This is a genomic window from Martinezella lusitana, assembly GCF_900094565.1.
In the GTDB taxonomy this organism is placed as follows: domain Bacteria; phylum Pseudomonadota; class Alphaproteobacteria; order Rhizobiales; family Rhizobiaceae; genus Rhizobium; species Rhizobium lusitanum.
Genome location: NZ_FMAF01000041.1, coordinates 28504 through 41767 on the forward strand (window position 1 = coordinate 28504; position 13264 = coordinate 41767).

Below are 13264 nucleotides of genomic sequence, written 5' to 3' on the forward strand. Positions count from 1 at the left end.
TGACGATGGCGGCCGATCAGGCCTGTGGGAGGCTTGTTGTGGCGGGTATGGATGCCGGTGTGGATTTCTGACCGAGATAAAATGCCTTGACGTCGTCGCGTCCGCGCAACTCGGCCGCATCTCCCGAAAGCACTGCAGCGCCGTTTTCGAGGACTGTCGCGCGGTCGGCATAACGCAGGGCGATCGCCGAATTCTGTTCGGCAACGAGAATGGAAAGACCGCCTTCAACATTCAGCCGCCGCAACGTCCGGAAAATGTCCTGCACGACGATCGGCGCCAGCCCCATGGACGGTTCGTCGAGCACCAAAAGCTTTGGACGCGACATCAGCGCACGGCCGATCGCCGCCATTTGCTGTTCACCGCCCGAGGTAAGACCGGCCAGCGCGCGGCGCTTCTCCTTTAGTCGGGGAAAAATCGTGTATATTCTCTCCAGATCGGCGGCGATCTCGGAGCGCGAGCCGCTCCGTCCAAGGCCGCCGGAAACGAGATTTTCCTCGATGGTCAAATTGCGGAAGCAATGCCGGCCCTCAAGGACCTGCACGAGGCCGGCGCGCACCAATTCGGCCGGCGTTGCAGTGGTGACGTCGCGGCCCTCGTACAGGACGCCGCCGGCGGTAATCTCGCCGCGCTCGGCTGGAAGCAGGTTCGAAATCGCCTTGAGCGTCGTCGTCTTGCCGGCGCCATTGGCACCCAGCAGCGCCAGAATCTCGCCGCGGCGCAGTGTGAAGCTGACACCGTGAAGCGCCGTGATTGCTCCATTGTAGGTCGCTTTGATCCCGTCCACGCTCAGCAGAACGTCTTTTCCAGCCATGGTCCACCCAATCTCAGTGTGGTTTCGTATGCGAGCCGGGCACCGGCAGACAGCAGCAGGACCGCGCTGCCGATGCCCAGCCACCGGGCTCAGTTCGTCACGGCCTGTGCGTCTTCGGACGTGCGCAACTTGATGCCCTTTTCCTTGGCGTAGGCTTCCGAGGATTTCTCGATGATCGGCCGGAGCAGTGCCCAGTCCGGCGCAATCCAATCGGAGACGACGTTCCACTTCTTGCCGTCCCACTGCTGGAAGGTCACGTAGCCGTTGCCCTCGTGATTGTCCCAGGTGACGTTTATGGAATGGAACAGGCCCTTGGCGCCGAGCGCCTCGACGCGAGCCGGATCAAGCTGCAGGTGCTCGAAGCCCCAGCGGACCTCGTCGCCCGTCAGAGTCCGATGTCCGAACTTTTCCTGGGCAATACGGATCGCCTCGACGTTCAGGATACCGTTGACGATACCGAGATTATGATAGACGGAGCCGATGCGCTTCTTGTCTTCCAGATTGCCCTTGCCGTTGTCATAGAGCGTCTTCACGATCTCCTGGACGATCGGATATTCCGTGCCGGAGGCTTGGGTCGTGATGGCGGTATATCCCTTCGCGGCGTCGCCGGCCGGGATCACGTCCTCTTCCGAGTTCGACCAGACATTGCCGATGATATGGTCGGCAGGAAAGCCGGTCTTGGCCGCGGTTTTCAGGGCGACCGGGTTCATGACACCCCAGCCGCGCAGGACGACGTAATCCGGCTTGGCGCGGCGGATCGTCAGCCATTGCGCCTGTTGCTCATTGCCGGGATGCGGCACCTCGATCTGCTGCAGTTCGAAGCCATATTTCTGCGACAAGAGTTCATAGATCGGGATCGTTTCCTTGCCGTAGGGCGAGCCGTGATACAGCACGACGATCTTCTTGCCCTTCAGCTTGTCGAGACCGCCGAGCTTCGAGGCGATGTAGTTCACGATGCCCGAGGTCTCGCTATAGGGATTGAGCAGCAGCGGAAAGACATAGGGGAAAACGCGGCCATCAGTGGAATCCGTGCGACCATGGTTGATGGTGATCAACGGCACCTTGTCCTGCGTGATGCGGTCGATCATGGCATAGGCGATACCGACGGAAAGCGGGTTCCAGGCGGCAATATTCGGATTGCTCTTGAGACGCTCGTAGGCCTCGACGCCGCGTTCAACCTCGTATTGCGTTTCCGCTTCCGACCAGGTGAGCTTGACGCCGTTGACGCCGCCATTCCGCGTGTTGATGAGGTTCAGATAATCGATAAAACCACCGAAGAAACCTGTGCCGCCGGCCGCATAGGGCCCGACGCGATAGCTCTGCAGCGGGAAATATTGTTCATCGGCATGGGCGGCCGGTATCGCGGCCGAGACGGCTAGTCCAGCCGCAATGACAGCGGCCTTCAATTTCGCAAGCATGGTCATGTTTGGATACACTCCGGGTATTGTCCGGTGTGATGGCCGGAACTGGGTTGAATGAGCGATGGGTTTGATGTTTGCGGAGCTTGTGCCCCGGCTTGGTCAGGCCGGCCTGTCGATGGCAGAGCCCAACCGCCTTCGGATCTTGCCCCAAAGCGAGGAAAGCCCGTCCGGTTCCAGGATCAGAAACAGAATGATCAAGGCGCCGAGCACGATGCGCTGGCTCATGTCGAGCACGCCGGAATCGAAAACATCACCGAGCAGGAACGAGCCCAATCGAGATAGCACGAGCGGGAAGACGACGATCAGGGCGGCGCCGAGAAAGGCGCCCCGCGTCGAGGCAAGCCCGCCGATGATGATGATGAAAAGGATTTGGAACGATCGGTCGAGATTGAAGCCGGCCGGCTCGACGGTCCTCAGGTAAGCAAAGGCCCAAAGCGCTCCCGCAACCGCGATGATGAAAGAGGAGATCGCAAAGGCCAGCAACTTGGTTCTCAGTACGGGCACGCCGATGATGCGCGCCGCGATCTCATTGTCCCGAACGGCGATGAAGTTGCGCCCGGTTTGAGAGGTCGTCAGCCGATGCGCCAGGAAGGTCAGCACCACCACGATCGTAAGTGAAAAGAGATAGCGACCTGCCGGGCCCGTAAACTCGACGCCCGCAAGCGTCAGAGGCGGCGCATCAATGACCCCGGAGGCAGAGTCGTTTGAAAACCAGCTAAACTTGGTGAGAGCCCACTGCACGAAGAACTGCGCGGCGAGCGTCGACACCGCAAGATAAAAGCCCTTCAATCTGAGGCTCGGCAGGCCGAAGACGATGCCGATCACCGCCGCCATAAGGCCGGCCAGCAGGATGCTGACGATCAACGGCAGGCCATCGACGCGCAGATTGAAATTGTAAGCAGCAAAGGCACCGACGGCCATGAAGGCGGCGCTTCCGAGCGAGACCTGGCCTGCATAGCCGGTAAGCAGATTCAGCCCGACGCCGGCAAGGCTGAGCGCCAGGAACGGCAAAAGGATCGCCTCGAACAAATAGGTCGAACCGACAAAGGGAACCACGAGATAGGCGCCGGCAAGGATGGCAATCGGCGTCATCCAGCGGCTGAAAAGCCGTGTGGGATGATGATCGGTGGTAACGACGGCCATATCAGACCCTTTCCACGAGCTTTTGCCCAAACAGGCCGGAGGGGCGGATGAGCAGGAAGGCGAGTGCTGCGACATAGGCAATCCAACCTTCGATGCCGCCGCCGAAATATTCGCCGATATAGACTTCCGCGAGCTTCTCTGTCGCGCCGATTAGCAGGCCGCCGACGATCGCACCCAGAATGGAATCAAAGCCGCCAAGCACGAGAACGGGCAGCGCTTTCAGCACCACCAGCGACAGGGAGAACTGCACGCCGAGCCGCGCGCCCCATAGCAGGCCAGCCACCAGCGCCACGACACCGGCAGCCGCCCAGACCGTTGCCCAAATCCAGGGCAGTTTCAGTCCGACTGCAAGCGCAGCGAACTGATCGTCCGCTACAGCCCGGCATGCCAGCCCAATTCGGGTGTAGCGGAAGAAGGCGGACAGCGCCGCCACCATCGCAGCAGCGACTGCCGCCGCAAAAAGATCGAACTGGCTGATGAACACGCCGCCAATGTCGAATGGAACATCCTCGATCCCGAGCTCCAGACCGTGGACCTGCGTGCCCCAGATGAGTTGAGCCGCCCCCTCGATGATATAGGAGAGCCCGAGCGTCGCCATGAAAAGCGTAATCGGCGGCTTGTTGGTCAATGGTCGCAGCACGGTACGCTCGATGGCAATGCCGATCAGCACCATGACAGCGAATGTAATGACGAGCGCCAAGGCAAAGGGAACGCCACGCTCAAGAAGGCTGACAAAGGTCAGCGCGGCAAACAGCAACATTGCCCCTTGAGCGAAATTAAGCACGCCCGACGTCTTGTAGATCAGCACGAAACCGATTGCGACGAGCGAATACATAACGCCCGACAGCAGGCCGCCAACCAGCACTTCGATCAGAAACGGCCAGTCGAAATCTGCCATCAGATGCCCTCCCCATCCTCGTTTTCCGCAACGACGCCGAGATAGGCGTCGATGACGCGCTCGTCGGCACGAATTTCGTCCGGGCTGCCGTCGGCGATCTTGCGGCCGTAATCGAGGACCGCGATCCGGTCGGAAAGCTGCATGACCACGCCGATATCGTGTTCGATGAGGATCACCGTCGTGTCATACAGATCTCGGGCAGACCGGATGACGTCGGCCATGTCGTTCTTTTCGCTCGCCGTCATCCCCGCCATAGGCTCGTCTAGAAGCAGGATCTTCGGTTCCGCCACCAGGGCGCGGGCGAGCTCGACGCGTTTTTGCAGTCCGTAGGGCAGCGTGCCTACGAGACGATGGCTGACCTGGCCCAGATGCAGGAACTCGAGAATACGGGCCGCCCGCTCGCGTGCATCCGCCTCTTCGCGGCGCGCGCGGCCAAGCCCGAGGATCTGTTCGGCAAAGGTCGAGCACACGGTATAGGCTCGACCGGCGATGACGTTATCAGTGACACTCAAGCCCTTGAACAAGGCGAGGTTCTGGAACGTGCGCGCAACGCCAAGCGATGCCAATCGCTCCGTCGGCACATGACGATAGGTGTTGGAGCCGATACGAACATGGCCATGGTTCGAGCGATAGACACCGCTGATGACGTTGATCAGCGAACTCTTGCCTGCGCCATTTGGACCGATAATCGCCCGGATCTCCCCCGGCTCAACAGAAAGGTCTACATTGACCAAGGCAGCGACGCCACCGAATGACAGGCTGATGCCATGCAAAGAGAGAGCATGGGTCTCTTCGTCATGCTGCGGGATGCCGCCGGTCTTGCCCGGTGGCAACGCGCGGGCAATCTGGTCGCCGGAGTCCCGCAGCGTACCGGGATCCAGCACGTCAAGGGAATAGGTCGCGGCAGGCATTCAGTGTCCTCCATTCGGCTCGGGCGCGGCTTGAACATGGCACGCCAATCCCGTCGGCGTGGACCAATCGGCCCACGCACCCATCATGTTTCACTTTACGAGGTATTTTGCTGCAGCGAGGCCTATTCGGCCGCCACTGGCTGCGTGCTGGCGGCCTCTTCGAGCTCACGAACCAGCGGAATCACATGCTTGCCGAAATACTCGACCTCCTCCTGGAAATGCAGGAAGCCCAGCAGAATCAGATCCGCACCCGCCTGCTTCAGCGCCACAACCCGCTCGGCAACCTGCCGTGGCGTGCCGATGAGGTTCGAGCGGAAGCCATCATTATATTGAACGAGGTCTTCGAAAGAAGATTTCGCCCAGTTTCCTTCGCCTTCCGGCGACGCCTTGCCGGCGTTCTTAACTTCATGCCCGAAAGCATTGACCGCCTCGGGATTGGCCTTCTCGATGATCTCGGCAAGCACTGCCTTGGCTTCTTCCTCGGTTTCGCGCACGATTGCGAAGGCGTTCACCCCGATCCGCACTGAATGGCCATTCTCCTTGGCCTTCGATTGGATGTCGTCAACCTGCTTGCGGATCTCGGCCGGCGTATTGCCGTTGGTGAAGTACCAGTCCGACACACGCGCCGCCATGTCGCGAGCTGCGCGTGAGGAGCCGCCCTGGAAGATTTCCGGCTGCGGATCGATCGGCTTCGGCTTCAGCGAATAATTGTTGAAGCGATAGAAATCGCCGCGGAAGGTGAAATTATCCTCGGTCCAGATACCGCGAAGCGCACGGATGAACTCCTCCGAGCGGCGATAGCGCTCGTCATGATCAAGCCAGTGCTCGCCAATGGCGGCAAATTCACCGCGGAACCAGCCGCTGACAATATTGACTGCGACGCGCCCGTTGGTCAGGTGATTGATGGTGGCAATCTGCTTGGCGGCAACGGCCGGATTCCAAGGACCAGGCAGGATCGCTGCGATCACCTTCAATGTCGTCGTCGATTCAAGAAGGGCCTGACTGAACGAAACGGACTCATGCTGAAATTCCGCTCCATAGCCTGCCGTGAAACGGATCTGGCTTAGGGCATAGTCGAAACCGCTCGCTTCGGCGATCTGCGCAAGCTTTCTGTTGTATTCGATCGTCCAGCTTGTGCGCTGTTCGATATTCGAAATCACCAGTCCTCCCGAGACATTCGGCACCCAATAGGCAAATTTGACCGGATCGTTTGAGGCATTGGAAAAAGTCATGTAAGGCTCCCTCTGGAATTTCGTTCTATGGCTAAGCTGCCAATCCGCTGTGTTTTGCCGAGGCCGCGATCGCTCCGATGTCGAGCGCCGGCGTGATTTCAGAAACCTCTTCGACGGCTCGATCCACGCGCTCGAGGACGGCAGGATTCCTGAGCTCGTGATCGGTAAAGTCGGCCTCAAGCGCATAGATCGAGGTCGGGACGGTCAGCGCATTGAAGAAGCCGAAGAGCGGCCGCAATTGGTGCTCAAGCATCAGGCCATGCAACGGCGTGCCGCCGGTTGCGGCGAGGACGACGCGCTTGCCCGTCAGCGCTCGATGATCGACAAGGTCAAACAGATGCTTCAGCGCGCCGCTGTAGGACGCCCGATAAACGGGTGATCCGGCGATGATGATATCGGCTCCTTCCACCGCGGCAATGACCGCCCTGCCCTCGGTATCGAGCTGATCAGCTCTGAGCGCCCGAAAGAGCACCGGTGCTGCATCGACAAGCTCGATGCACTGCACGTGGCCACCAACGCGCTGCCGCAGGCGATCGGCGGCGACCTTCACCAAGGACGCCGTGCGGGACGGTCTTTTGACATTGCCACTCAGCGCGAGGATGTTCATGATGACCACGAGTCCCGATTGATTAGATAATTTACCCTATATATTTAGTAGCTTTTAGAAAGGCGAAGATGTTCTAATCTTCCGAGCAAAATGGATTGAATTACTGTTTTGAGCGATGGCTTATCGGAAGAATTTTCTCAAACGCAATCTGTCGTGCATGGCACGATGGGTGCTGAAGAACTGACGCCGAAGTGCGGGGACTGATCGACATACGAGCTCTGAGGGCAGTCATTTTCTTAAGCGCCTTACAAACTTTATATTGGCCGTTGATCGCCCGGCGTCCAACCCAGTGCACGCGTTGGGGAGGCCGATGGGGATTATGGCTGGTCGCCCCAGTGAGCGAAATCGCAACCAGCCTGTCCGTCTGCACCTTTGAATCGCGAAATCAGGTTGGGAAAGAAAAACGAATTCTTCGGCCGCTTATGATTCTAAGTTAGACATGACCTCTGGTTGTGACTGCCGCAGACATACGACAGCCTTGCGTGCGAGCAGTGATGCCGGAATTAGATCAGTGTTGGCCATTCTCAGTTCCTCGGCTTTCAGACCCGCAGCTTGCATCGAGATCCGGGCGTTCGTTAATACCGTCTTCGCCCATTTGTTGTCGCCCCTCCCAAAACTTCCTCTTCATCGTGGCACTGATCGGGGGCGGATTGCGACACGACATGTCCGCAACCCTACACCCCCCCGATGAAACATCCGCAATCTCGGACGGTTGCGGGGGCGACCTGATTGGCACGAGTAGTGCTCAGAAGAAGCCGGGGGGCTAAACCCAAGAGCGCGACGGAGGTACCATCGGCGGCATTATTCGCTGAAAACGGATGGCGATTAAACCGCCCAGTTTGCGCACCGCAAGCGTCTACGCGTTACTGTCGTGCGAGAAGGCCATGCAGTTAGAGGGATGCGCAGGTTCTAGATGAGCGTCTACGCAAAGCGTAGGCGGTGCATACATCCGAAATCGAGGGCATCGAGTTCATCTGTTTCCGACCCCTTGAACCACAAGCGGCGCATGAGGCCGCCACAAATCACGAGGAATTTCACATGACAGAAATCAACGAAACAACGCTCAATGAACTCGTGAGCCGCGTCCTTGACGACCTTGGCGGAGCGCTCAGCGTGCCGCTGGTACGGATTGGAGATGCTCTCGGGCTATACAGGACGCTGAAGGCAGTCGGGCCGGTGAAGGCCGACGAACTTGCCGATGCCTCGGGATGCGCACCTCGTTATGTGCGGGAGTGGCTGGCGGCACAGGCAGCCTCAGGTTATGTGCATCATGAGCGAGGATTGTTCTCGCTGACGCCGGAGCAGGCCTTCGTGTTTGCCGAGCCGGACAGCGCGGTCAATCTCGTTGGCGCGTTCGATATCGCTGCTGCGATGGTCGAAAACCAGCCGAAGGTGCAGTCCGCCTTCAAAACCGGCCGAGGCGTTGCCTGGGGAGATCAGGCTGGCTGCATGTTCTGCGCCGTCGCGCGACTATTCCGCCCAGGTTATATTAATTCCCTTGTGCAGGACTGGCTGCCGGCACTCCACGGTGTAATCGATAGATTGGAAACGGGCGCGAAGGTGGCGGACGTCGGATGTGGGCACGGGCTATCCACGATCCTTCTGGCGCAGGCGTTTCCCAATTCCCGCTTTGTGGGCTACGACTTCCATGCAGGCTCGATTGCCGCTGCGATCGCGCACGCCCAGGCACACGGGTTGACGAACCTGCACTTCGAGGTTGGCCGGGCGCAGGATTTCGACGGCGGAGATTTCGATTTGATCACCTGCTTCGACTGTTTGCACGACATGGGCGACCCGAAAGCCGCTGCGGCTCATATCCGAAAGGCGTTAAAAAAAGGCGGGGTCTGGATGGTGGTCGAACCAACGGCCGGAGATACCCTGGAGGAGAATATCAATCCGGTTGGACGGCTCTACTACTCAGCCTCGACGATGATCTGCGTTCCGACCTCGCTTGCCCAGGAGACAGGGCTCGCGCTCGGTGCGCAAGCTGGAGAGCGGCGATTGGCCGAGGTGATCCGCTCAGGCGGCTTCACTCATATCCGGCGTGCAGCCCAGACGCCCCTCAACATGGTGCTCGAAGCAACCTGACGAGAATGAGTGACGCATCGGTCCGGCCAGATGGGGCAGGCGCTCTGCGCGTGACGTCGGAAAGCGGGTAGCCGCCCTTGAAATTTGGTCGCGTCTGCTGGGTACAGGAGAAATCGCGCGCTTGCGATAAACTTAGGCCGGGTTCGAGTGCGATCCGGAACGCTGTCCTGCGGCTGTTTGGCGACGCCTTGTACCGGCGGACCTATGAGCAGCTCACACGCCCCTTCTGAAAGGCGGCCGAACAACCAAAGTCCCTAGCCCTTGGGTGCCCTCACCCGCAGATCGATCTCTCAACCTGGGATTTGATGGTGCGCCAGTTTGGTGGAGCAAAGCCTGCCGCTATTAGCCAGTGTCTACGCGCGAGTCAGGCGGTCACCTGTCGACATCGATTTTCGAGACGAGTTCTGTCGTCAGTCATTGGTCTTGCCCCCTTAATACATCACGATGTTGAGTGTGACGTCGACAGGCGAAGCCGCCTTGAGCTGGGTGCTCCCGCGCGCAACCAGCAGGCCATCCGCACGCTCCAAGCGCGCGACGATCTGCAGCGTTCTCGAAGCAGCCGAGCTTGCGGGCAGGGACAAGGAAAAGGCTATCGCCTTTGACCCGCCGTCGCTTCTGATGCGCGTTTCCGTGGCGCGACGTCGCGCATTATTTTGAATGGCACGGTCCTCGAGATAAATCTCAAGACGACCCTTCGGTATCACCGCGCCGCCCTCGAACGTGACCGTGCCGCGAATATCCGACGATTGAGCAGCGACTGGTCCGGCGACCGCCGCAACAGCCGCAGCCCCAACGGCCTGTAATACTGTGCGGCGGTCGGTCCGGTGCTTCATCGCACACTCTCCATGATTGCCTCGCAAGGCCCTGCGGTAGCGAGATTGCCGCTCAGCTAAGGGCTCGAAAAGATAAACCACTGCAAATGTAGTATCGGAAGGGGCGCCTGCAAGCGCCCCTCCTGGTATCGAGTTAGATGACAATGAAGTCGGCTGCCGAAAGCCTCAGATTTGGGGTCAGCTGCGCAACCTGAATGGCCGCAAGCTCTCCGCCTCCGTCGACGTCATATGACAACGCGCCGCTATCGGTGTTGTAGATGATGCGGTCGCCTGCGTTATGAGCGATGCCCTCCGCGCTCCCGTGGAACGCGCCCAAGGCGAGAGCGCCGTCTCCACCGCCGCTCTCAAAGACGAGACTGTCCAGCAGGATCATGTCGTTGATCACCCTGAAGTCCTTGATCCGCTCGACATTACCGTTCCCAAGCTCAGGCGAGAAGCGGAATGTATCCTGACCCTCGCCGCCGGTCAGCGTGTCCTCGCCAGCTCCGCCACAGAGGATGTTGCCATCGTTGCCAGGCAATTCGTCGGCGTAGATGATGTGTTCGACGTTGGCGATTTGCGGAATTTTCAGGTTCTTGGACAGGAGGATGACGGTGTCGTTCCCGCCGTTGGCCTTCTCGTGAATGACGTCGTCCGGGGAATCGACGAAATAGATATCGTCGCCGCCGTTGCCAGCCATGCGGTCGGCGCCGCCGCGGCCGTCGAGGACGTTGGCGCCGTCGTTGCCGATCAGGACATCGTCATGGCTGCTGCCGATGCCGTTCTCGACGTAATAGTCGGTCGCATCCGCGTTGTGTCCAGCGAAGATCGAAACATTGTTGCTGCAACCGTTGACGCTGGAGAAATGTCCGGCGCGCAAGTCGAGGATCGTACCCGCCGTCGAGCCGGAGAAATCGATCGTGTCGGTCCCGCCGGTATCATGGATCGCGAAGCCGATGTCATGCTGCTTGCCAGAGGAGGTCAGCTGGTAGCTACGCTGTGGGCTCCCGAAGCCGTAGATATTGTTCTCTGTGTTGAGGTCGATGTGCTGGTAGGTGCGCACTCCATTCGCGTCAACGGTTGAAAAAAGGCGGCGAATGAAGGCCTCGATGTCGGCCATAAGCGGCGTCGACGCAAACCAGAGGCTGGTTTCGCCGACAGCGTTGCTATCGAAATAGGACATGACGCTGTATTGCCACCGATCATATATCCAGGTCGCATCGTTCCGATAGGTGATCGGCTCGCGCCGTCGGGACCGCTGTAATTGTAGTCTCCAGGATGATTCAGACCGAATTGATGGCCGAATTCATGCATGAAGGCTTGGAAGACATAGCCGCCGACATCGGTCTTGTGGGCTTCCTTGTCGTCGAAACCCTGGCCGATGCTGACATGGTGACCGTTCGAATAGGCCATGCCATCGTCCTCCTCGCCAAGTTCGGGGCTGACAACCTCAATCTGGTCCGTGGTGCCGTCGAACGGCGCGTCGTCGATGATTTCGAATTTCAGGGGTGTGACAGACGCCCACATCTCTAAGGCGCCGATCGCGGCGGCCTTGTATTCCGGGTGGTTGTTGAGTTCGTAGAGATTGATCCTCACCGTTCCCGCAGCGATCTCGGGCGTCAGCCAACTGGGCAATGACCCAAGATGGTCGATAAAGGACTCATAATCCTCGCTCTTGCCATATGGGTTGTCGGGCGTCTGGTCGTTAATCCACCAGTCGTCGCTCGTCTGGCTTGGTTTTCCGGTCTGGCTTGGATGCGGCATCTTGGGATTCCTCTCTCTTCGATTGTGCGCAGTTACGGCTGTACCGTTCTGCAGGGGTCAAGACTTCCGGTACCAGTTTGGAGGACGCACAGTAGAGAAGGATTGACCTCACCATAAACCGCCCGATCGCTTAGGTTTTCTGTACCGTTGCTACTCAGAGGCCAATAACCGATGTTCATGATCCATTCGTCCTTAGCGCAGGATTTTGAACTGCTCCTGTCCTAACCCCAATTACATATGAGCCACAGCCTGCACGTGAGGCGCTGCGAACCCCCATACGCCGACGAAGCATTCCCCCGGAACGCATCGTTCTTAAAAACCGCTGCCCCGCCCGAGGCGCCCACCTCATTCGCCGATACCTACTCGCCGCTCCAGCCACGCGCTGCTCAATCCTCCCGAAACGCATGCTGCATCTGGTCGGTGAGCGGCTTTGTCAGGTAGGAGATGACGGTACGGTCGGCGATCTTGATGAAGACCTCGGCGGGCATGCCGGGGTAGAGCGAAAGGCCCTTGAGCTTGGCGAGGCTTTCCGGATCGGGGTGGATGCGCAGCGGATAATAGGTGGCCCCGGTGCGCTCATCGGTTACGAGGTCGGGAGCGACCGTCACGACCTCCGCCTCGACGTCGGGCGTGGTGCGCTGGTTAAAGGCGCTGAAGCGGATCTCGACCAACTGCCCGACGTGGATCTGGTCGATGTCACGGGTGGCCACCCGGGCTTCGACGGTCAGATCATCTGCCTCCGGTACGACGAGCATCAGCGTCTCGCCTGCCATGACGACGCCGTTGATGGTGTGGACTGCGAGCTGGTAGAGCCGCATGTGGAATCTCGTATCCACCGAGGATGGGATTCTCGCTTTTGTTCGCGGCGCATCAAAAGGGCAAGGAGCGCAATATTGGACCCAATCCCAGATAGGTCAGTTCTTTTCCTCGGGTGCTAAGCAAATTGCGGTTGTTCAGGCACCCCAGACCATCAGGACCAAAGGTTACGGTGCTGTGTCGCTCACCGCGTCGGAAATCTATCGCGTGGACTCCGATAACTTCGGCAGTCCGTATGAATGCTCGGTGATTTGCCGGCAGCAGAAGGCCGCCGCCCTCTCCAAGTTCGGACTGACTTTTGTGACGGATCGCACGTGGAGCGGGGACGAAAACCTCTGGTGCCGGGAATTTGAGTCTGGACCTTTGGACGATCCCGAGAACTTTTCTATCCCGGAAGAGGCGTTTGATTGGACCCGTAACATTGCCGCGCAGCAGCCGGTAGAGATCAAACTGGGGTTTATCGACGGAAATCTCGTGTCAATTGATGACCATGACGTTGCACTGATCGACACAATCCCGCTCCTAAATAAAACAGTTGGTAAATTCGGACACGGCCGCTTTGTCGGGCTCGAACACATTTCAACCGGTGAAAAGGTTCTCGAGGTCCGCGAGGCGCCCGCGGCGGCCATCATCATGGACGCGCTGCGGCACCTCGAAACCACGGCTCTGAATCCGGGTTAACAGTCATGCTCGGATGATTTCGGCCATGTATTGTGGGTTTCTGCCTGCTTTGTTTCGTCTGAGTTTGATACTGCGCTTGT

At 59.1% G+C, this 13264-nt stretch carries 10 protein-coding genes and 2 pseudogenes; 2 read left to right on the plus strand and 10 right to left on the minus strand.

From position 1 onward, the window contains the following. Window positions 1-16 precede the first annotated feature (16 nt). From GA0061101_RS35340 to msuE, 7 genes are all read right to left on the minus strand, one after another. A complete protein-coding gene (locus GA0061101_RS35340; protein ID WP_004119942.1) occupies window positions 17-811 on the minus strand; it encodes an ABC transporter ATP-binding protein in 795 nt (264 codons plus the stop codon). A gap of 89 nt (window positions 812-900) precedes the next feature. Further along, entirely contained in the window at window positions 901-2235 is a 1335-nt protein-coding gene (locus tag GA0061101_RS35345; RefSeq protein WP_004119939.1) for an ABC transporter substrate-binding protein, read from the minus strand. A 96-nt stretch (window positions 2236-2331) separates the two neighbouring features. Next, a complete protein-coding gene (locus GA0061101_RS35350; protein WP_004119936.1) occupies window positions 2332-3375 on the minus strand; it encodes a branched-chain amino acid ABC transporter permease in 1044 nt (347 codons plus the stop codon). A gap of 1 nt (window position 3376) precedes the next feature. Next, window positions 3377-4273, minus strand: a complete 897-nt coding sequence (locus GA0061101_RS35355; RefSeq protein WP_004119933.1) for a branched-chain amino acid ABC transporter permease — start codon at window positions 4271-4273, stop codon at window positions 3377-3379. Beyond that, the gene (locus tag GA0061101_RS35360) at window positions 4273-5184 is read right to left on the minus strand and encodes an ABC transporter ATP-binding protein (RefSeq protein WP_004119930.1); all 912 of its coding nucleotides are present in this window, start codon (window positions 5182-5184) and stop codon (window positions 4273-4275) included. Before GA0061101_RS35360 ends, GA0061101_RS35355 begins: the two co-directional genes overlap by 1 nt. Before the next feature lie 122 nt (window positions 5185-5306). Beyond that, the gene (gene sfnG / locus GA0061101_RS35365; RefSeq protein ID WP_004119927.1) at window positions 5307-6416 is read right to left on the minus strand and encodes a dimethylsulfone monooxygenase SfnG; all 1110 of its coding nucleotides are present in this window, start codon (window positions 6414-6416) and stop codon (window positions 5307-5309) included. A 31-nt stretch (window positions 6417-6447) separates the two neighbouring features. After that, complete coding sequence (gene msuE / locus GA0061101_RS35370) at window positions 6448-7023, minus strand: FMN reductase (RefSeq protein WP_028755187.1); 576 nt, start codon at window positions 7021-7023, stop codon at window positions 6448-6450. 1038 nt (window positions 7024-8061) lie between these two features. Here msuE and GA0061101_RS35375 point away from each other — a divergent pair. Further along, on the plus strand, window positions 8062-9111 hold the full coding sequence (locus tag GA0061101_RS35375; protein ID WP_004119923.1) for a class I SAM-dependent methyltransferase: 1050 nt from the start codon (window positions 8062-8064) through the stop codon (window positions 9109-9111). Between the two features lie 431 nt (window positions 9112-9542). On the opposite strand, the gene GA0061101_RS35380 is transcribed toward GA0061101_RS35375, so the two are convergent. From GA0061101_RS35380 to GA0061101_RS35390, 3 genes and pseudogenes are all read right to left on the minus strand, one after another. Then, window positions 9543-9944, minus strand: a complete 402-nt coding sequence (locus GA0061101_RS35380) for a twin-arginine translocation signal domain-containing protein (RefSeq protein ID WP_004119921.1) — start codon at window positions 9942-9944, stop codon at window positions 9543-9545. Window positions 9945-10269: 325 nt separating this feature from the next. Continuing rightward, a pseudogene (locus tag GA0061101_RS40995) lies at window positions 10270-11687 on the minus strand (M10 family metallopeptidase C-terminal domain-containing protein); the annotation flags it as partial. 386 nt (window positions 11688-12073) lie between these two features. Beyond that, a pseudogene (locus tag GA0061101_RS35390) lies at window positions 12074-12502 on the minus strand (beta-barrel domain-containing protein); the annotation flags it as partial. A gap of 1 nt (window position 12503) precedes the next feature. Between GA0061101_RS35390 and GA0061101_RS35395 the strand changes: the two are divergent. Beyond that, window positions 12504-13184 carry an argininosuccinate synthase domain-containing protein gene (locus GA0061101_RS35395; RefSeq protein ID WP_004119915.1) on the plus strand — a complete coding sequence of 227 codons (681 nt, stop codon included), beginning with the start codon at window positions 12504-12506 and terminating at the stop codon, window positions 13182-13184. The last annotated feature ends 80 nt before the right edge of the window (window positions 13185-13264 follow it).

Bases quoted from the DNA above. Each gene is read 5' to 3' on its own strand.
- GA0061101_RS35340 (WP_004119942.1), bottom strand. From the start codon at position 811: ATGGCTGGAAAAGACGTTCTGCTGAGCGTGGACGGGATCAAAGCGACC.
- GA0061101_RS35345 (WP_004119939.1), bottom strand. From the start codon at position 2,235: ATGACCATGCTTGCGAAATTGAAGGCCGCTGTCATTGCGGCTGGACTA.
- GA0061101_RS35350 (WP_004119936.1), bottom strand. From the start codon at position 3,375: ATGGCCGTCGTTACCACCGATCATCATCCCACACGGCTTTTCAGCCGC.
- GA0061101_RS35355 (WP_004119933.1), bottom strand. From the start codon at position 4,273: ATGGCAGATTTCGACTGGCCGTTTCTGATCGAAGTGCTGGTTGGCGGC.
- GA0061101_RS35360 (WP_004119930.1), bottom strand. From the start codon at position 5,184: ATGCCTGCCGCGACCTATTCCCTTGACGTGCTGGATCCCGGTACGCTG.
- sfnG (WP_004119927.1), bottom strand. From the start codon at position 6,416: ATGACTTTTTCCAATGCCTCAAACGATCCGGTCAAATTTGCCTATTGG.
- msuE (WP_028755187.1), bottom strand. From the start codon at position 7,023: ATGAACATCCTCGCGCTGAGTGGCAATGTCAAAAGACCGTCCCGCACG.
- GA0061101_RS35375 (WP_004119923.1), top strand. From the start codon at position 8,062: ATGACAGAAATCAACGAAACAACGCTCAATGAACTCGTGAGCCGCGTC.
- GA0061101_RS35380 (WP_004119921.1), bottom strand. From the start codon at position 9,944: ATGAAGCACCGGACCGACCGCCGCACAGTATTACAGGCCGTTGGGGCT.
- GA0061101_RS35395 (WP_004119915.1), top strand. From the start codon at position 12,504: ATGTGGAATCTCGTATCCACCGAGGATGGGATTCTCGCTTTTGTTCGC.